The 17,851-nt window shown below is 59.3% G+C and carries 18 protein-coding genes; 15 read left to right on the forward strand and 3 right to left on the reverse strand.

Features of this window, described 5'->3' with window-relative positions:
• Positions 1-83: 83 nt before the first annotated feature.
• Both ACODRX_RS23795 and ACODRX_RS23800 read right to left on the reverse strand, forming a co-directional pair.
• The gene (locus ACODRX_RS23795; protein WP_488874020.1) at positions 84-842 is read right to left on the reverse strand and encodes a hypothetical protein; all 759 of its coding nucleotides are present in this window, start codon (positions 840-842) and stop codon (positions 84-86) included.
• Positions 842-1,276, reverse strand: a complete 435-nt coding sequence (locus ACODRX_RS23800) for a DUF2628 domain-containing protein (protein ID WP_488874021.1) — start codon at positions 1,274-1,276, stop codon at positions 842-844. The genes ACODRX_RS23795 and ACODRX_RS23800 overlap by 1 nt, the downstream gene beginning before the upstream one ends.
• On the opposite strand from ACODRX_RS23800, the gene ACODRX_RS23805 reads away from it, so the two are divergent.
• Positions 1,275-1,403: a hypothetical protein gene (locus ACODRX_RS23805; RefSeq protein WP_488874022.1), complete on the forward strand. Its 129-nt coding sequence runs from the start codon at positions 1,275-1,277 to the stop codon at positions 1,401-1,403. The genes ACODRX_RS23800 and ACODRX_RS23805 overlap by 2 nt on opposite strands.
• Positions 1,404-1,726: 323 nt before the next feature.
• On the opposite strand, the gene ACODRX_RS23810 is transcribed toward ACODRX_RS23805, so the two are convergent.
• The gene (locus ACODRX_RS23810) at positions 1,727-2,746 is read right to left on the reverse strand and encodes an AraC family transcriptional regulator (protein WP_488874023.1); all 1,020 of its coding nucleotides are present in this window, start codon (positions 2,744-2,746) and stop codon (positions 1,727-1,729) included.
• Between the two features lie 810 nt (positions 2,747-3,556).
• Here ACODRX_RS23810 and benC point away from each other — a divergent pair.
• The 14 genes from benC (at position 3,557) to ACODRX_RS23880 (ending at position 17,720) form a co-directional block, all read left to right on the forward strand.
• Positions 3,557-4,576 (forward strand): benzoate 1,2-dioxygenase electron transfer component BenC, encoded by a 1,020-nt coding sequence (gene benC, locus ACODRX_RS23815; protein ID WP_488874024.1) that lies wholly within the window; start codon positions 3,557-3,559, stop codon positions 4,574-4,576.
• A 43-nt stretch (positions 4,577-4,619) separates the two neighbouring features.
• A complete protein-coding gene (locus ACODRX_RS23820) occupies positions 4,620-5,060 on the forward strand; it encodes a bacteriohemerythrin (RefSeq protein WP_488874025.1) in 441 nt (146 codons plus the stop codon).
• Between the two features lie 32 nt (positions 5,061-5,092).
• Positions 5,093-6,487 carry an anthranilate 1,2-dioxygenase large subunit gene (gene antA / locus ACODRX_RS23825; protein WP_488874026.1) on the forward strand — a complete coding sequence of 465 codons (1,395 nt, stop codon included), beginning with the start codon at positions 5,093-5,095 and terminating at the stop codon, positions 6,485-6,487.
• Positions 6,484-6,975 (forward strand): anthranilate 1,2-dioxygenase small subunit, encoded by a 492-nt coding sequence (gene antB / locus ACODRX_RS23830; RefSeq protein WP_488874027.1) that lies wholly within the window; start codon positions 6,484-6,486, stop codon positions 6,973-6,975. Before antA ends, antB begins: the two co-directional genes overlap by 4 nt.
• Before the next feature lie 34 nt (positions 6,976-7,009).
• Positions 7,010-8,386 (forward strand): MFS transporter, encoded by a 1,377-nt coding sequence (locus ACODRX_RS23835; protein ID WP_488874028.1) that lies wholly within the window; start codon positions 7,010-7,012, stop codon positions 8,384-8,386.
• A 2-nt stretch (positions 8,387-8,388) separates the two neighbouring features.
• Positions 8,389-8,721, forward strand: coding sequence for a 2Fe-2S iron-sulfur cluster-binding protein (locus ACODRX_RS23840; protein ID WP_488874029.1), 333 nt, complete (start codon positions 8,389-8,391; stop codon positions 8,719-8,721).
• Positions 8,722-9,669, forward strand: a complete 948-nt coding sequence (locus ACODRX_RS23845) for a catechol 2,3-dioxygenase (protein ID WP_488874030.1) — start codon at positions 8,722-8,724, stop codon at positions 9,667-9,669.
• A complete protein-coding gene (locus tag ACODRX_RS23850) occupies positions 9,669-10,100 on the forward strand; it encodes a GlcG/HbpS family heme-binding protein (protein ID WP_488874031.1) in 432 nt (143 codons plus the stop codon). The genes ACODRX_RS23845 and ACODRX_RS23850 overlap by 1 nt, the downstream gene beginning before the upstream one ends.
• Before the next feature lie 10 nt (positions 10,101-10,110).
• Positions 10,111-11,571 (forward strand): 2-hydroxymuconic semialdehyde dehydrogenase, encoded by a 1,461-nt coding sequence (locus tag ACODRX_RS23855; RefSeq protein WP_488874032.1) that lies wholly within the window; start codon positions 10,111-10,113, stop codon positions 11,569-11,571.
• A 42-nt stretch (positions 11,572-11,613) separates the two neighbouring features.
• Positions 11,614-12,396 carry a 2-oxopent-4-enoate hydratase gene (dmpE, locus tag ACODRX_RS23860; protein ID WP_488874033.1) on the forward strand — a complete coding sequence of 261 codons (783 nt, stop codon included), beginning with the start codon at positions 11,614-11,616 and terminating at the stop codon, positions 12,394-12,396.
• A gap of 14 nt (positions 12,397-12,410) precedes the next feature.
• Entirely contained in the window at positions 12,411-13,199 is a 789-nt protein-coding gene (dmpH, locus tag ACODRX_RS23865; RefSeq protein ID WP_488874034.1) for a 2-oxo-3-hexenedioate decarboxylase, read from the forward strand.
• Positions 13,200-13,448: 249 nt separating this feature from the next.
• A complete protein-coding gene (gene thmT / locus ACODRX_RS23870) occupies positions 13,449-13,640 on the forward strand; it encodes a 2-hydroxymuconate tautomerase (protein WP_488874037.1) in 192 nt (63 codons plus the stop codon).
• Between the two features lie 15 nt (positions 13,641-13,655).
• Positions 13,656-17,222, forward strand: a complete 3,567-nt coding sequence (locus tag ACODRX_RS23875) for an indolepyruvate ferredoxin oxidoreductase family protein (RefSeq protein WP_488874035.1) — start codon at positions 13,656-13,658, stop codon at positions 17,220-17,222.
• Positions 17,223-17,279: 57 nt separating this feature from the next.
• Positions 17,280-17,720: a MaoC family dehydratase gene (locus ACODRX_RS23880; protein WP_488874036.1), complete on the forward strand. Its 441-nt coding sequence runs from the start codon at positions 17,280-17,282 to the stop codon at positions 17,718-17,720.
• The last annotated feature ends 131 nt before the right edge of the window (positions 17,721-17,851 follow it).

A 17,851-nucleotide genomic window follows, 5' to 3' on the forward strand; every position in this document is an offset into this window, starting at 1 on the left:
TTCGATGCGCGAAGGCAAAAGTATTGCAGGCTGGGAAGCACATTATTGTCGATGAAGAGCCCATCCGCGCCTTGCGCCAGATATCAGGCCTTGATGCCGTCGGTCGCGTGGGCGTGCCGCTGGCGGCGCTTGATGGCCTTGTCCACGCCGTAAATGATCGCAATGAGCAGCAGGATCGGCAGCCCGATCAAGAGCATGCCGCCCACGGTGCATAGGGTGTCCCATTGCTGCTCCGGGTCTCCGGGCACGCCGGGCACTGCGGTGGTGAGGGTCGATAGAAACGGGTCGTTGGGCGCCACCGGGCGGCTACCACCCACCGAAGCCACGACATACGCCTTGCCTGTCCACAGCAGTAGCGTGCGAACGTATCGTCGGTTTGCCATGAGCGCCGGCTGTCCGTCCGCACGCAACACCCGGTGCTGCATGTCGAGGCGCTCCAGAGTTACTTCCAGGCCTGGCCAACCGTTGATGTGAACCAGAGACATGTCGCTCTCGACTTCACTCACTCCTTGGTAAGCCTCCAAAAGGCGCTCCAGAGTGCGTTCGCTCCCTTGCAGCAATATGGCCTCAGGGCCCATCCACATGACTGGGCGCAACCACCAGACCGGGTGAAGGGCCGCGAAGGCCACGGCACGGTCAGGGTCCTGTGGCGTGGGCGCAAGTTGTCGCCAGTATGCAGATTCCCCAGTCTCGGGGGCGAGTTGCTGAACCGCGCTTTCTGGGCCGGGAAAGCGCACGCTGGCACCATTTCCGCCTCGCTCGGGCAACTCCGCCACGGCAAGAGCAGCGCCGGCCCAGGCCAGCGCCAACACTGCAAGGCAGGCCGCAATGGCGCGCCGCATCAGAAGAACTTCCAGCCGATGTCTCCCTGCGTGCGCTTGAGGTAGTACAGCGCATTGGCGCGTTGACCGAAGACAACGCCAAGACCCATGGCGAGCCCCCGATCAAGACCGGGGAGGGGAACCAGCGCCACGATGATATTGGCCACTACGATGATGCCAATGGCTATCAGCGCCTGGCGCCACATTTTGAGAAAAAGCCCGAAGTAGATGAATGAGAAGAAGAAGGCGAAGAAATTCATGTTCACCTTCACACGCTGGCCGAAGCTCAGGCTCTTGAAGCCTTCCTTGAGCTTTGCGTTGGCTGGGCCCATGCCGGGCACGCCATACTTCTCGAAGAAGTCGAAGCGGAATTTCCATTTCTCGTTCAGGCTGGGGTCGTTACGCCAATCGGCGGAGGGCGCGGTGTTGGCTGCGGACACGGAGACGTCGGGCATGGATGATCCTTTGGGGGAATGGGGGAAAGAGGCCGGTTGGGTGCGCCATACGCCACCCTTGCGTGAAATAACTGACTATGAAAAGTCTATCATCAATAGCAATGAGATATTGATGTCCTGTGAGTGAAAAAAGAGGAGTCCCTCTTGCCATTCACTCAAGTACTCATGGCGTATTCGGCCATCGATGCCATCTTGAATTGGCTGCCGCACTAGCGGATTGCCTCGTGATGGAGGCGTGTGAAGAAATTGTTCAATGACGAGCGCCTGCGGCGGTGCGAGTACGACGCCGTATTCAGGACTTGGCAGCGAATTCCATCCTGTCCGCTCGGCGCACCAAGGCTTGCTGCCGTGCACTCAGGATTGCCTGACCTGCAGCGGTCATCTTGCGCATCCTGCTTCTTGGCGGGTTGATCTCGATCCCCGTAGCCTGGCGGCAGGCCATGGGAATGCCTATTCCGGCTTGGACTGTGTTTCACGGGGGAGTTCGCCGAAGCGGTCGAAGTAATAGGCGGAAAAGCGTCCCAGATGGCCGAAGCCGAAAGTCAGTGCCGTTTCGGTGACACCGAGGTCTGGTTGAGCAAGCAGGCGTGCGCGCACCGCATCCAGTCGCATGTTGCGCAACAGTTCCATGGGGGGCACTCCATGATGTCGTTTGCAGAGCCAATTGATCGTTCGGGTACTCACACCGGCTGCGTTGGCAATGTCGTCTAGTGAGAGTGGGGCGCCGAGACGCGAATCCATGTATTCGAGGATCGCGTTCATCCGACGCGAATCACCAGTCTGCAAGAGTGCCTCCGTGGCAGAGACTGGTTTCAGCGAAACCGTGCCACGCCTCATCTGCAGAATTCGTCCAGCCTCAGGCTGGTGGGTCAATAGAAACAATGCCACGTTGCGCTCGAAATGATCGATCCAGGCCTTGTCCAGACTTGCGTCGGGTGGCAAACCCGCTGCATTGAGCAAGGAGTGGAGGATCAAGTCCCATTGCGAGTTGAGTCCGGGCTCAATGAGATATCCCGGAGCAAGCTCCCCGATTTCGTCGATACCGACGTCGAAAAGATCATGCAGCAACGAGTGAGGGACTTTCAGAATCAGTTGCTGCGTACCGGGAAACCACCGCAGCCGCACGCTTTGACGTGGGGAGAGCACAGCCGACCGGCTTTCAGGGACTGCTATCTTGTGCCCATCACACTCGATTTCCGCACCGCCGACCAATGACGTATGAACCAGGCTGAAGCTTTGGAAGGGGCGTGGCGTGACTTCTACTTCTGCACCATAGCGCAAGAGATAGATGCTCAGCTGATTTAGCTGACTCTTGAAGAAGGCGGCGTCCGGTATACCACTCTTCCATCGCAACTCATGCTCGGCGAACTCTTGGCTGACATGATCGTGCATCATCACGCGTTCATCAGAGCGGAAAATGCAATTCCGATAGAGAGGAGAGAGTATCCCGCCCTTTAGCGATGGGGTCATGGTGTGGGCTCCATGTATAGGAATTTTCTGTATTGCCATGCATGGGTGGACCCCTTGCGCCAGCAACCCTATTTCACCTTGCAGCGGGAAGTAATGGCATGAACCCTCGCATAGCCGCCTGTTTGCAAAAAATGGATGATTGCGCGGTATGCAGATGCAAATATCGGAGAGATAAGTTCCTTTCTGGCCAGGCGTTCATGCAGGTCGGCTTTCGATGGTTGCTTGTGCAGGTAATTGACATTCGCTGCACAGGTTCATTCGCCGGTCGTGGTCGACCCGCCCAACCCGGCTTACTTTTCCCTCGCCCTTGATCGCACGGCGGTGCAACGCTGCACGTGCCATGGCGACACCTACTCGCTTTTCGAGTTGGTAGCAGTCAAGCCATGCTCGAGACTGCGCAACGCAGCAAGTGATGGGGCGTAGCGCGATTGCCGCAGATCCAGTTCACGGAGGTGTCGTTGATAGGCCTGAGCCTCCAGGCGCCTCTGTTGCACCTCGGCCCCTGGCTTGCGGGTGTTCCGAAGCCTGCAATCCAAGCACAGCGCCAGAGGAATCGAGGACATGCTGCCGAATCGCTGGCGGCCAGCTTGGCCTTTCACACCCATCTGCCTGTATCAAAATTGAATCGACGAATGCATATGAATCGCCTTGCGTTGTGTTTGCAAATTTCGGATTGAACTGGATTGTTTTCCGGCAGATAGCGGATAGATTGTATGAGGTTGCCTGCCTAAACTTTGACCCATATTAAAGACGCGCTGCCATCAGGGATTTTCATCCCTGATGTGCTGTGCAAAGTGTGGAGATAAATAGGTGAGCTATAACATCGCACTCAATTTTGAGGATGGAGTCACGCGATTCATTCAATGCAGTGGCGCGGAATCTATAGTGGATGCAGCCTATCGGCAAGGCATCAATATTCCCATGGACTGTCGGGAGGGCGCGTGTTCTACATGTAAATGCCGGGTTGAATCAGGAGATTATTCTCTCGGTGAATATATCGAGGATGCATTAAGCAAGACTGAAGCAGACACAGGCTATGCACTTGCTTGTCAAATGCGGCCGAAAAGTGATTGTGTGTTGCTAGTTCCCAGTTATTCAACCGCCTGTAATACGAAGCAGGAGAGCTATGAGACGGAGATCGTCGACGTAAAAAAGCTCTCTGATAGCACCTTCTCTCTCTCTCTACAAGGGGAAAGTCTTAAGAGTCTTGTTTTTTTACCCGGCCAATATGCGAATCTGCAGGTGCCCGGTACCAACCAGCTTCACCGGGCCTATTCATTCAGCTCGCTTCAGGCGGGAAGCAGCACGGTGTCGTTCCTGATTCGGAACGTACCGGGAGGCCTGATGAGTGGCTATCTCAGCCAGCGCGCGAAGCTTGGCGATTCAATGACGATGACAGGCCCATTTGGCAGCTTTTATCTGCGCACGATTCAGCGGCGGATACTCATGCTCGCTGGCGGCACGGGGCTCGCTCCCTTCCTGGCAATGCTTGACAAGATCGGGGCGCAAGGCGGCAGTCCCCATCCCGTTCATCTCATCTATGGCGTCAACACCGATCGTGATGCCGTCGAAACGGAAAAGCTTGAGGCCTTTGCACGCTTGATTCCCAATTTCAGCTACGCAGTGTGCGTGGTCGATGCGAATAGCGTACAGCCGAGAAAAGGCTACGTCACCCACCATATCGAACCGTCGCATCTCAATGATGGCGATGTCGACATCTATTTGTGCGGCCCGCCTCCGATGGTGGAGGCTGTGGCACAGCATCTCCGCGATGTCGATGTGAAGTCCGCATCGTTTCAGTTTGAAAAGTTCGCAGCCAGCGTCTCCTAATTCGCTTTCTTGCAGCTTTTATTCCTAAGGGTAGGACACGGCAATGGATGTTGTGGATGACTTTGCCTGGGACGACCGGTATCTGGTCGGACACCGAGGCATGGACGAGTCGCACCAGGAGTTTTTGAAGCTCGTGGGTGTAATGCTTCGAGCCGACGATGTGGGCTTTGCCGCTTCGCTCGATGCGTTCGCATTGCACGTGCAAGCACATTTTGAAGAAGAGCGCCAATTAATGGAGCGCCATAGCTTTCCTGCCCGCGAATGCCACATCGATGAGCACGAACGGGTGCTTGCATCGGTGCGGGAAGTCAAGCTGCTGGTTGCAGAAGGTGACCTGCAAATTGGGCGCGAGCTTGCTACGGCCCTTGCCTGCTGGCTTCCTGGGCATGTTGACTACATGGATTCGGCACTTTCCATCTGGATCACGAAAAAGCTTGCAAACGGTGCGCCCGTGGTGCTGCGCCGCTCAATGCGGCATGCCTGAAGCGCGCAAAACATTTCATCAATGGAGACATCATGTCAAATACAAGATCAGCGGAAGATTGGCGGGAGTTCGTCAAAGGGTGCCTGGATTTTCGCCCGGAAGAGAACATCTACCGTGTGGCGCGCGCCATGTTCACCGAGCCCGAACTGTTCGAGCTCGAGATGGAGATGATCTTCGAGAAAAACTGGATCTATGCCTGCCACGAGAGCGAAGTCAGCAAGCCGCACAACTTCGTGACCATGCAGGCGGGGCGGCAGCCGCTGATCATCACCCGTGACGGCAACGGCGAGCTCAATGCTCTCGTCAATGCCTGCGCGCACCGCGGCGCGACACTGACGCGCGTGAGCCGAGGTCATCAGTCGACTTTCGTTTGTTCCTTCCATGCATGGACCTTCCGCTCGGACGGCCGGCTGCTCAAGGTCAAGGCTCCGTCGGAATACCCAGAGGGATTCGACCTCACTTCGCGAAACCTCAAGAAGGCCCGCATTGCAAGTTACAAGGGTTTCGTCTTCGTGAATCTCGACAACGAAGGCACGGTGTCGCTGGAGGACTATCTGGGAGACGCGAAGGTGTTCCTCGATCTGATGGTTGCGCAGTCGCCTACCGGCGAGCTTGAGGTGTTGCCCGGCAAGGGCCACTATACCTACGCGGGCAACTGGAAGCTGCAAAACGAAAATGGCCTTGACGGCTACCACGTGAGCACGGTGCATTACAACTACGTAGCCACGGTGCAGCATCGAGCGGAAATCAATGCCAAGAAAGGCGTGGCCGACAGTAACACGCTCGACTATCGCAAGCTTGGCGCGGGCGACGATGCCACGGACGATGGCTGGTTCTCGTTTTCGAACGGGCACAGCGTGCTTTTCAGCGAGATGCCGAATCCGGAGGTACGCCCGGGTTACGCCACGGTGATGCCGCGCCTGGTGCGTGAGTATGGCCAGAAGAAGGCCGAGTGGATGATGCACCGGCTGCGCAACTTGAACATCTATCCGAGCTTGTTCTTCATGGATCAGATCAGCTCGCAGCTGCGCATCATCCGGCCGGTTGCGTGGAACAAGACCCAGATCCTGAGCCAGTGCATCGGGGTCAAGGGTGAGTCCGATGCCGATCGCGAGAACCGCATTCGCCAGTTCGAGGACTTCTTCAACGTCTCGGGCATGGGAACTCCCGACGATCTTACCGAGTTCCGCGAGGCGCAACGCGGCTTTCAGGGCCGCATGGAGAAGTGGAACGACATCTCGCGTGGCTGTGACAAGTGGATCAAGGGCAGCACGCCGAACGCCGAGGCGCTCGGGATCCAGCCGGTCCTCACTGGCGCCGAGTTGACCCACGAAGGGCTCTACGCCAACCAGCATGGCGCTTGGCGCGAATCGCTGCTCAGGGGACTGGAGGCCAAGTCCCACAACGCAAAAGGAGCAAAGCAATGATGGGCGAGCTGCAAAAGAGCGTCGAGCAATTCCTCTACCGCAAGGCTGACCTGTGCGATCGCCGCGAATGGGTGGATTACCTGGAGTTGTTCGACGAGAACGCGGAGTTCCACATCCCGCAATGGGACTCGGAGCATGTCTACACGACCGATCCTAAGCGCGGCATGTCACTCATGTACTACCCAAACCGCGCCGGACTCGAGGACCGCGTGTTCCGCATCGGCACTGGCAAGTCGGCGGCATCGACGCCGATGCCGCGCACGCTGCACCTTGTGAGCAACGTAGCGATCCAGGAAGTATCCGACGCGCAGCTCGAAGCGAGGGCCAAGTGGGTGACATACGTATATCGGTTTGGCCAGACGTCTACCTTCCACGGCGACGCGACCTACCGCCTCAGGCCGGCTGGCTTCAGCTGGGTGATCCTGAAGAAGCACGTCGTGATTCATAACGACACCATCGACTCGGTGCTGGACTTCTATCACGTCTGATCAACCAACCAACAAGAACAAAAAGGAGACATCCATGCGACAAATAGACGTGCAAAAGATGGCCGACGAAGCCCGCTTCAATGGCCTCCATGCCATCGTGCTGCTGTGGTGTGCGCTGATCATCGTGTTTGACGGCTACGACCTCGCGGTCGTCGGCATCGCGCTTCCGTCGATCATGAAGGAGATGGGCGTCACGCCCACCAGCGCTGGCTTCATGGTGAGCGCGGCACTATTCGGCATGATGTTCGGGAACATCTTCTTCGGTACCCTTTCGGAACGGATTGGGCGGCGCTGGACTATCTCGGTCTGTATCTTGCTGTTTAGCCTGTTCACTGCTTTGGCAGGCACCACCCACGATCCGATCGCGTTCAGTGCCACCCGCTTTCTTGCTGGTGTCGGCATTGGTGGCGTGATGCCCAACGTGATCGCCCAGATGACCGAGTACTCGCCGCGCAGGATCCGTAGCACGATGGTGACACTGATGTTCAGTGGATATTCCGTCGGCGGCATGACCGCCGCGTTGCTGGGCAAGGGGATGATCGAGTCCTTCGGCTGGCAATCGGTATTTTTCGCGGCCGCGCTGCCGGTGCTGCTGATTCCGTTCATCATGAAGTCGATGCCGGAGTCGATGTCCTACCTGATCAAGAAAGGCCGGATTCAGGAACTGCAGGGCATCGTGGCCCGCATGTCCCATGACTATGTGCCGCAGCCTGGGGACCGTTTCGCCCTGTCGAGTGGCGATAAGCCCACTGGCGCGCCGATCCGGCACTTATTTCACGATGGGCGTGGCTTCAGCACGGTGATGTTCTGGATTGCCTGCTTCATGTGCCTGTTCATGGTCTACGCCTTGAGTTCGTGGCTCACCAAGCTGATGGCGCAGGCTGGCTACAGTCTCGGGTCTGCGCTGACCTTTGTGCTGGTGCTCAACATTGGCGCAATCGTGGGCGCCGTTGGCGGTGGCTGGCTTGCGGACAAGTTGCATATCAAATGGGTTCTGGTTGGGATGTACCTGCTAGCCGCGGTATCGATCGTGTTGCTGGGCCAGAAGATGGACACGGAATGGCTGTATGTCGTGGTGGCGTTGGCAGGCGCATCGACTATCGGCACCCAGATCGTCAACTCGGCGTACGCAGGCCAGTTTTATCCGATCACGCTACGTTCGACGGGCGTGGGCTTCATGTTGGGGGTTGGCCGCAGCGGCGCGATTCTCGCGCCCATCCTCATCGGTGTCCTGGTAGGCATGCAAATGCCGCTGGAGCAGAACTTCTTCGCGATTGCCGTGCCAGCGGTGCTGGCGGCATTGGCCACGATATTCATTCAACACAGCCGCTCCGACTCTGAACAACAACAGACATTGGCCTCGCAGACCAGTGACTCGCTGGGGCTGCAGCGCTCGGTGGCACGCCAGTGAACATGGCCGTCTACCAGGTCTGGGTGGCCAACACGGGCGAGAGCTTCCAGTGCAAACAGGACCGCAACGTGCTCGCTGGCATGGAGCAGCTCGGACGCAAGGGTATTCCCGTGGGATGCCGCAACGGAGGGTGTGGCGTCTGCAAGGTACGAGTGCTTGAAGGCCGGGTAGAGAGGCAAAAGATGAGCCGCGCCGTAATCGAGGCGCAAGAGGAACAGGCAGGCTATGCGCTTGCCTGCAGGATTTACCCGCGGACCGATCTGCGGGTGGATGTGGTTGGAAAAATGGCGCGCGCCATGCAGGCGCGGAAAGACAGTTCGAACAAGGAGATCTGAATGGCGCTGACTGGAGTACTACGCCCGGGGCATGTGCAGATGCGCGTGCTTGAGATGGAGCCCGCATTGAAGCACTACGTTGAGGTACTCGGCTTGAGGGAAGTGGCGCGCGATGCCCAGGGCAGGGTTTTTCTCAAGGCCTGGGACGAGCATGACCACCACAGCGTGGTGCTGCGCGAGGCCGATGAAGCCGGCATGGACTACATGGGCTGGAAAGTCGACTCCCCCGCTACGCTCAAGCAGTTGGCGGGCGACATCGAGCAATCCGGCCTGTGCAGCGACCTCGAGTGGATTCCCGAGGGCGAGCACCCCGAGACCGGTGAGCGCTTTCGCTTCACGATTCCCACGGGCCACGTGATGGAGCTATACGCTTATCGCAAGATAGTTGGCAACAACTGTGGAACCGATGGACCCGACCTGCATCCTGCGCCTTGGCCGGATGGTCTTTCGGGCATTGCCCCGCACCGGTTCGACCATTGCCTGCTATATGGCGACGATCTGGACGGCACGGTCAAGCTCTTCACCGAGGTACTGGGCTTTGGCATTGCCGAGCAGGTAATGGCCGGGCCAGACAAGAAGTTCATGATCGGGGCATTTCTGGCGTGCTCCAACAAGGCGCATGATGTGGCCTTCATCCGCCAGCCGGTCAAGGGAAAATTCCACCATGCGTCCTTCCTGCTGGGTAGTTGGGAGCAGGTGCTGCGCGCGGGCGACATCCTCTCTCGCAACAGGACCTCGATCGACATCGGGCCCACGCGCCACGGCATCACGCGTGGCGAGACCATCTACTTCTTCGATCCCTCGGGCAACCGCAACGAAGTCTTCGCGGGCGGCTACGCGTATTACCCGGACAAGCCTGCGATCACCTGGCATGACGACGAACTGGGGCCGGCGATCTTCTATCACGATCGCAAGCTCAACCAAGCCTTCCTGTCGGTGTTCACCTGATGAAGATCGCAGCCACTCAGGAGGTTGTTGACTGGGAGGCCGCTGCTGCCGCGACAGCTGCAGCAGCCAAATGGGCCGAAGAAGCTGGCCTCAAAGTCAACATTGCGGTGGTCGATTCAGGGGGCAATCTGGCGGCGTTTCTACGTATGCCCGGCGCATTCCTGCACTCGATCGATATTGCGATCGACAAGGCCTACACCGCGGCCGGGTTTGGTCTGCCGACCAGTGCGTGGGCACAAGCCCTGGCGAGCCATCCGCCCGCGGTTCGCCAAGGCTTGCCGCTGCGTCCGCGGATGGTGTGCTTTGGGGGTGGTCTGCCCTTGCGGCACGAAGGCCGCGTCATAGGCGGCATTGGAGTGTCGGGTGGATCGGAGCAGGAAGACGAGGCCTGTGCCCGTGCGGGGTTGAACGCGCTTGGTCTCGATCAATGAAAGGACAATCATGAAAGATATTCTTAACTTCATCAATGGCGAGTATGTCAAGAACGCCAGCGGTAAGACATATGAAAAGCGCAACCCGGTCGACAACTCGCTGATCGGCATGGTGCATGAGGCTGGCAGGCCCGAGGTGGAGGCGGCCGTTGCCGCCGCCAAGGCTGCGCTGCATGGTCCCTGGGGAAGGCTATCGGTGGTTGAGCGCTGCAATTTGCTCGATGGGCTGGTGGCCGAGATCAACCACCGATTCGACGATTTTCTGCAGGCCGAGATCGCGGACACCGGCAAGCCTGCGCACCTGGCATCGCATGTTGATATTCCGCGTGGGGCAGCCAACTTCCAGATCTTCACGGACACCATCAAGAACGCGTCCACCGAGTCGTTCGAGATGCGCACACCGGATGGCAAGACGGCGCGCAGCTATGGCGTGCGCGTGCCGCGCGGCGTGATCGCAATCATCTGTCCCTGGAATCTGCCATTGCTGCTGATGACCTGGAAGTGCGGGCCGGCGCTGGCTTGCGGCAACACGGTGGTCGTCAAGCCTTCGGAGGCCACGCCCAGCACGGCCACGCTGTTGGGTGAAGTGATGAACAAGGTTGGTGTGCCCAAGGGGGTCTACAACGTCGTCAACGGATTCGGCGTCGATTCCGCCGGGGCCTTTCTGACGGCCCATCCGGATGTCAATGGCATCACGTTCACTGGCGAGACCAAGACTGGCACGGCGATCATGAAAGCGGGGGCGGATGGAATCCGGCCGGTCTCTTTGGAGCTCGGCGGAAAGAACGCGGCCCTGGTGTTTGCCGACTGCGATTTTGACAATGCGGTCGCTACCGTCACACGCTCGTGCTTCGAAAATGCCGGGCAGGTCTGCCTGGGCACCGAACGGGTCTATGTGCAGCGCCCGATCTTCGAGAAATTCGTGTCCGCGCTGAAGGCGCAGGCGGAGGCGATGAAGCCCGGCAGGCCATTCGACAAGGACACCAAGATTGGTCCCTTGGTGAGCAAGATTCACCAGAAGAAGGTACTGGGGCTGTACCAGAAGGCCAAGGAAGAGGGGGCCACGATCATCACCGGTGGCGGGGTTCCTGACATGCCTGACGACCTGAAGGACGGTTGCTGGGTGCAGCCGACGATATGGACTGGCTTGCCCGAGACGGCGACTGTCGTTACCGAGGAGATCTTCGGGCCATGCTGCCATATACAGCCGTTCGACACGGAGGATGAGGTGTTGAACATGGTCAACGCCAATCGCTATGGGCTGGCGACATCGATCCACACCCAGGACATCGGGCGCGCGATGCGGCTGGCCTCGGCAATCGAGGTCGGGCTGTGCTGGGTCAACAGCTGGTTCCTGCGCGATTTGCGCACGCCGTTCGGTGGTGCCAAGCAATCGGGCATTGGACGAGAGGGGGGGCTGCATTCGCTGGAGTTCTATACCGAGCTGCGCAACGTGATGGTCAAGTACTGAAACGGCGCGCCTCGCCTTTCCAATTCAACAGAAGCAAGAAACATGGACACAGACAAGATTCAACGCTATGGCGACGAGCTCTACAACGCGCTCATCGAGCGCAGGGCGGTCGATCCACTCACTGATCGAGAAGCGGGCATCACGATCGAGGATGCCTATCAGATCCAGCTGCGCATGAGCCAGCGGCGCGTGGAGGCCGGCGAGAAGATCATTGGCAAGAAGATCGGCGTCACGAGCAAGATGGTGATGGACATGCTCAACGTAGATCAACCCGACTTCGGGCAGATGACCTCGGGCATGGTTTTCAACGAAGGCGAGGCCATCCGTTGCGACAGCATGATCGCGCCGAAGGCGGAGGCCGAGGTCGCATTCATGCTCAAGCGCGACCTGATGGGGCCGGGCGTTACGGCCGCGGATGTGCTGCGCGCCACCGACTGCGTGATGCCGTGCTTCGAGATCGTCGACTCCCGGATCCGGGACTGGAAGATCAAGATCCAGGACACCGTGGCGGACAACGCCTCGTGCGGCGTGCTCACGCTGGGCGGCCTGCGCAAGAGCCCACGCCATCTCGACCTTTCGCTGGCGGGCATGGTGCTGGAGAAGAACGGCGAAGTCATCAGCACCAGCACCGGGGCTTCGGTGCAGGGCTCGCCTGTCAATGCGGTGGCATGGCTGGCCAACACGCTTGGGCGTCTGGGAATAGGGCTGAAAGCCGGTGAAGTCATTCTGTCTGGCTCGCAATCGCCGTTGGTGCCCGTCAAGCCCGGCGACAGCCTCGTGTGCAGCGTCGGCGGCCTGGGTGGCACGTCGGTGCGATTCATCTGAAAAGGGGTTTCTCCATGAAATTAGACAAGAAGACCATCGTGCAGCTCGCAGAGCATCTGGAGGGTGCGGAGCTTGAGGTGCGTGACGTCACCAAGATCACCGACGAGCACCCGGACATGGATTGGGACGATGCCTACGCGATCCAGGATGAGATCCGCCGCCGCAAAGAAGCTCGCGGCAACCGCACCGCAGGCCTCAAGTGCGGACTGACCTCGTTTGCAAAGATGAAGCAGATGGGCGTGGAGAGCCCGGTGTTCGGCTTCGTGAGCGACTACATGGCACGGCCGGACGGCGGCGAGATCAAGCTCAGCGAATTGATCCATCCCAAGGTCGAGGCGGAGATCTGCATCGTTACCAAGGCGCCCTTGCGAGGCCCGGGCTGCCATGTGGGCGCCGTGATGGCGGCCGTCGACTTTGTGGTGCCTGCGGTCGAAGTCATCGACTCGCGCTACCGCGATTTCAAGTTCGATCTCAAAAGCGTGATTGCAGACAACACATCGTCGTCGCGGTTTGTCATTGGCGGGCGGCCGCGCGATCTTGATGAGCTCGACCTGCGCACCTTGGGCGTAGTCCTGGAGATCAACGCAGAGGTGAAGACGATGGCCGCCGGTGCTGCGGTGCTTGGCCATCCGTTGGCGGCGGTCGCGATGCTTGCCAACCACCTTGGTGCGCGCGGACAGGAGATCCCCGCCGGAACCTTCGTGATGACGGGAGGGGTTACCGAGGCCGTGTCGGTGAAGGCCGGCGATGCGGTAACCGTGCGCTTCCAAGATCTCGGCACGGTGTCAATGCGTTTCGTCTAACAGCGAGAGGCGGGGAGTACGGCGGTGTCGCTTGAGCCTGTCGAGGCTCCCGGATTCATCTTGCGCTATGAGCCGCTTGCCGAAAGCGAGCGGCTGATCGAGGTGCCCTGCGATGCGGCGGGGCAGGTCAATCTCACGGCGCTGGATGAAGCATTGCGCCATGACTATTTCTATGCCCGGGTCATGCGGCGATTGCGCTTTGCCGAACCCGTAGTGATCCAACCACTGAATGAAAGTGCGTACAGAGCCATGCCATTCGCCCAGATTTACATCCTCGAAGGACGAACCGAAGCACAAAAGCGTGAGGTGATCGAAAAAGTCACCCAGGCACTGGTTGAGGCGGTTGGTGCGCCGAAAGAAAACGTGCGCGTCTGGATCCACGATGTACCCAAGACCAATTGGGGTATTGCCGGTGTATCGGCAAAGGACCTTGGTCGCTAAAACAAAGGAGTCAATATGTCATCGAAGCAAGACGCCGCGAGCGCGCTGACCAAAGAGGATGGAGTCGTGCACTTGGGAGGGATCGAGGCTATTGTGCGCCTGACCTTGGACCAGGTGCGGATGGACCAGCGCCGGGGCCTGAAGACCGGAATGTTTGTCTCGGGCTATCGGGGATCGCCAGTCGGCATGCTCGACGCGAACCTTCTCAAGAACGAAAAGACGCTGCTGGCCAACAATATCCATTTCGTTGACGGTCTCAACGAGGATCTCGCCGCGACCGCGGTATGGGGCACGCAGATGCTGCATACGGTGGGAAAGCAGAAGTTCGATGGCGTCACTGGCATGTGGTACGGCAAGGCTCCGGGCGTTGATCGAAGCGGAGATGCGCTCAAGCATGCGAACTACACCGGCATCGGTAAGAACGGTGGCGTGCTCGCCATCGCGGGGGATGACCCCAGCTGCAAGAGCTCCTCGCTGTGCAGCCAGTCCGAGCCGATGCTGATGCATGTGGGCATGCCTTCCCTGTTCCCTGCGAACGTGCAGGAGATTCTCGACCTGGGCTTGCATGGCTACATGATGTCTCGCCTGTCGGGGCTGTGGGTGGGGATGAAGATCGTCACCAACGTAGCCGATGGCAGCGGCACGGCCCATGTCGATCCGGCGCGCCTGAAATTCATCACGCCAGACCTGACGTTCGATGGCAAGCTGTTCACGCCCAACATGAACCTGGGCATGAATGTGCGTGCAGAGGCCTTGGAGATGGAGCAGTCGCTATACACGCGGCGGCTGGAAATAGCCAAACGTTATGCGGCCGCCAACGGGCTCAACCAGGTCGTGTTCGACAACCCGGATGCATGGCTGGGCATCATCACGGCGGGCAAGACCTACAACGATCTGCGCCAGTGCTTTCTGGAGCTGGGCCTGGACGACGCTGCGCTGCGCCGCTATGGCATCCGGATCCTCAAGATGGGCATGCTGTTCCCGATGGAGCCGCAGGTCGTGCGCGATTTCGCGCGTGGCTTGCAGGAGATCTTCGTCATTGAGGAAAAGCGGCCGTTTCTCGAAATGTTCGCGAAGAACGTGCTGTATGGCATGGCCAATGCGCCGCGCATCGTAGGCAAGTTCGACGAGCAGGAGCAGGAACTCCTGCCGCACTACGGCGAATTTGAATCCGATGTGATCGCGCGCGCACTTGCCAAGCGCCTGTCGCAGAAGGCGCGCATTGAGTCGGCTGAAGACTGGCTCAAGCGCCTCAATGAAATCCATGCCCGGGACAAAGTCGATACGGCAGGGCGTACCGCCTGGTTCTGTTCGGGATGTCCACACAACAGCTCGACGGCTGCTCCAGAGGGATCGGTTGTCTCGGCCGGTATCGGCTGCCACACGATGGCGATGTGGATGAACCGCAATGTCGTGATGGGCACCCACATGGGGGCCGAAGGCACGCAGTGGATCGGCATGGCACCCTTTACCGAGACCAAACATATCTTCCAGAACATGGGAGACGGCACCTACGCCCACTCGGGAAGCCTGGCCATCCGCTATTGCGCCAGCACCAACACGAACATCACCTTCAAGCTGCTGCGCAATGCGCACACGTCGATGACGGGCGGCCAGGAGATCCAAGGGGAGGAGTCGTTGTCGTCCATGGTGGCTGACTTGCTGGCCAACGGCGTCAAGAAGGTGATTGTCACCAGTGATCAACCGCAAAAGATTGCAAGCCTGCCGGGTGGAACGGAGGTCTGGCACCGTGATCGTCTGGATGAGGCGCAGCGCGTACTGGCCGACGTGCCAGGCACAACGGTGCTGGTGCACGACCAAGAGTGCGCTGCGGAACTGCGCCGTGCCCGCAGCCGGGGCAAAGCGGAAGAGCCCGTAGAGGTCACGGTGATCAACGAGCGTGTCTGCGAGGGTTGCGGCGATTGCGGCGTCAAGTCCAACTGCATGAGCGTCGAGCCGGTACAGACGGAATTTGGCCGCAAGACGCGGATCCACCAGTCGTCATGCAACAAGGACTTCTCGTGTGTCAAGGGCTTCTGCCCTTCGTTTCTGACCATCACGCCCCATGCCGAGCCGCAGCAAGGTGATGGCAAGAAGAAAAAAAAGAAGGGGCGTATTCCTGCTTTGGCGCATGAGTTGCCAGCGCCGGTGTCCAAGGTCGATGCCAGCTTCGGCTTCGGCATCCATGTGATGGGTATTGGGGGTACCGGCTCGGTCACGGTCGTTGCCACATTGGCGAACGCGGCGCGCCTGGAGGGCAAGCATGTGATTGGCCTGGACCAGACCGGACTTGCGCAGAAGGGCGGCGCGGTGATCTCCGACATCAAGATTACCAATGAACCGTTCAACGGCTCCAACAAAATATCGGATGGCCGTACTGATCTGTACCTCGGGTTCGACATCCTCAACGCGACTGATCCGAAGAACCTTGACAAGTGCATGCCCGAGCGCACGATCGCTGTGGTGTCGACCACACGCACGCCTACTGGGCAGATGATCGCCAACAGAAAGGTGATGTTCCCGGTCGTGGCGGACCTGACGGCCGGTATCGACCGCGTCACCCGCAAGCAGCACAACGTCTATCTGGATGGCCAGGCCATTGCCGAGGGATTGTTCGGCGATGCGATGGCAACCAACAACTTCATGGTGGGCGTTGCATACCAGGCCGGAACGATTCCGCTCAAGGCCGAGTCGATCGAGGCTGCGATCCAGGCCTCCGGGGTTGGCGTGGAGCAGAGCTTGGCAGCCTTTCGCTGGGGGCGCATGGCGGTGGTCGACCGGGCGTATGTGCTGGCTGAGGTCGCCAAGTACGCTCCCGGCGCTGAAAAACCCGTGCTGTCCGCTGCGGCGCGTGCGATCGTTGACAGCATTGGCGCGCAGGGCGAGACCAAGCGGCTTCTGGAAGTACGGGTTCCCGATCTAATCGACTACCAGAATGAAAGCTACGCCAAGCGCTATGCCGAGGTGATCAAGCGCGTGGTCACGGCCGAGTCGAGTGCGGCAATCGGCAAGAGCGGGCTGGCCGAGGCGGCTGTGCGCTACCTTCACAAGCTCATGGCCTACAAGGATGAATATGAAGTCGCACGGCTGCACAGCGACCCTGGCTTCCTCGCTCAGCTCGACACCATGTTTCCGAATGGCTATAGCGTCAAGTACAACCTCGCTCCGCCGACGCTGTCCAAGCGTGACCCTGTCACCGGGCATCTGATCAAGCAGCAGTTTGGCTCGTGGATGCGCACGGCGTTTGGGGTGCTCGCGCGCTTCAAGGGCCTGCGCGGCGGATCGCTTGACATGTTTGGCAAGACCCATGAGCGGCGCGAGGAACGCCAGATGATCGAGGACTACATCCGGCAGCTCGATGAAATCTGCACCAGCCTGACGCCCCTGAACCATGCCGCGGCGGTTGCGCTGGCCAGCGTGCCTGACGAGATCCGCGGCTATGGCCACGTCAAGGAAAAGAGCATCGCCGATGCGAAGGACTTGCGCGCCAAACGCGAGCTGGCCTTCCGCAACCCGCCCGCCGTGCAGCGCGCTGCCACCTCGGCGGCTTCTGCGGCGCAGCCCGAAAAGATAGTTGCGTAAGTTGCCTCACCAGACCAGCGCCTGGATGCGTGGACCATTTTTTTCATGGGAGCGGATATGAACGAACTGCATGGATACCACTTTGAAGATCTTCAAGTCGGCATGAGCGCCAGCTTCGCCAAAACCATCACCGAGGCAGACATCGTGTTGTTTGCCAGTGCATCGGGTGACAACAACGCCGTGCACATCAACGAGGAATTCGCGCAGGGCACGGTCTTCAAGGGGCGTATCGCGCACGGCATGCTGACAGCCAGCGTGATCTCTGCAGCCATCGCGGGGCGGCTGCCGGGGCCCGGAACCATTTACCTCGGACAGAGCCTGCGCTTCAAGGCGCCAGTGCGGCCCGGCGATACCGTGAACGCTGTGGTGACTGTCAAGGAGCTCTTTCCGGAAAAGCGTCGCGTCGCGTTGCACACCGTGTGCAAGGTCGGGCCTCTTACGGTCATCGATGGCGAAGCCTTGGTGATGCCTACGTCGCGTGCGGCGCAAAGAAATTGAGCGCTGGAACGTATTTCATATCAAAGGAGACAAGCCATGCCAAGAAAATCGATGCTTCTCGTCGCGCTGCTGGGGGCCGGGGGGCTCGTGCACGCGCAATCGTCCGTTCAGATCTACGGCGTCATGGATAC

This window comes from Comamonas sp. FG99 (assembly GCF_057808605.1).